Annotated in this window: 1 protein-coding gene; it reads left to right on the plus strand. The window is 41.8% G+C overall.

Translation table 11 applies throughout. From position 1 onward, the window contains the following. Positions 1-166 precede the first annotated feature (166 nt). Positions 167-1,075 carry a hypothetical protein gene (locus QZT26_RS17695; RefSeq protein WP_295104086.1) on the plus strand — a complete coding sequence of 303 codons (909 nt, stop codon included), beginning with the start codon at positions 167-169 and terminating at the stop codon, positions 1,073-1,075. Positions 1,076-1,280: the final 205 nt, after the last annotated feature.

Below are 1,280 nucleotides of genomic sequence, written 5' to 3' on the forward strand. Positions count from 1 at the left end.
AGTGGACCTGCCATGCGCAAGATAGTACCCGTAGTGCCTTTGCTGTGTATGGCGAGGATTAGGCAGAGGGCGGAAGGCTAGGCATGGGGAGGCGGAACCCAAAGGCTTATTAAATGCCACGAACGGTGGATGTGTAAAATATGAATTTCTACGGAAAGGAGTAATTATGGTGTCGGAAAAATTTAAAAATGTAGTGAAAAAAGCGGCAAATATAGATCCGGAAAAGACGGGGGGGCTGTTTGGAAAAGGGTTAGGGACATTCGCTGGCAACCAAATAGGACTAGGCGAACAAGGAGGCAGGGCAGGGGAAAAGGCAGGGAAACTGATAGTGAAAGGTGCGGCAAAACTTCTTTCCGACAAAAAGGCTGAAACCCCGCCATCCGACTGCAGTGCCGAACAAGACCAGCCAATGCATGGTTTTATAGACAAGCATAAGGACAAAGTAGACAGGGTTAAGGACATAACAAATACAGTATTGGCCAACCCGGAAATTATGGAAAAGTACAGGGAACTATTAAAAGGCACAAGCCTGGAATCTTTGAAAAAGGCTATTGAAGACATAACCACAGGCACTTTTGAGGTAACGGAAGTATTTGTGAATGAGATTATCAAAAATTATGCGCCCAATCTTAGCGTTACATTCAATGATGGTCACTTCGTATTAAACAAGTTAAACAAGTCTTATCCCGTCAAACCAGAGCTTGCCTATGATTCCTGCGACTTTACCGGGGATACGAGGTCTGTCAGCATAAAAATGTTAAACCTTTCCTATATTCCGGGTTTTGTATTAAAGAGTTTTCTCAACTTTCCATTCCTGGAAATTGGCAAGGCAGAGGATAAGGCGAAACTGTTTACGTGCCATTTAAACAAGATACCAAAACTGGAAAACAACAAAATCCTGAACAGCCCTTATTTGCAGCACGTTACCATAGACTATCTTAAGTGCGAAGAAGGCAAGGCGACTGTTAAATTAAAACTAAAATCAGAGCCATTTTGGGAAGCCTTGTTAAGTAACTTACCGATAAAACGTAATGAAAATAGTAACACTCGGGGGTGCATTCCCGATTTTTTATAACCGTTCATAGTATTACACTGTAAAAACCTTTTTTTTTTGTAAGTTTTTCTTCGTGTCCTTTGTGTTCTGTATGCTTTGTACTACTATCCATCAATTTCTTGTTTTTTATGCGTGTTTTTCATGCCGCCATTTCCGTAAGTGCTTTAATATCAAGGGCTGAAGCGGTCATCAGTGAACAAGAGAACTTCTGGCCTTTCTCCGTCAA

Source organism: uncultured Candidatus Kuenenia sp. (genome assembly GCF_900696675.1).
Lineage (GTDB): Bacteria > Planctomycetota > Brocadiia > Brocadiales > Brocadiaceae > Kuenenia > Kuenenia stuttgartiensis_A.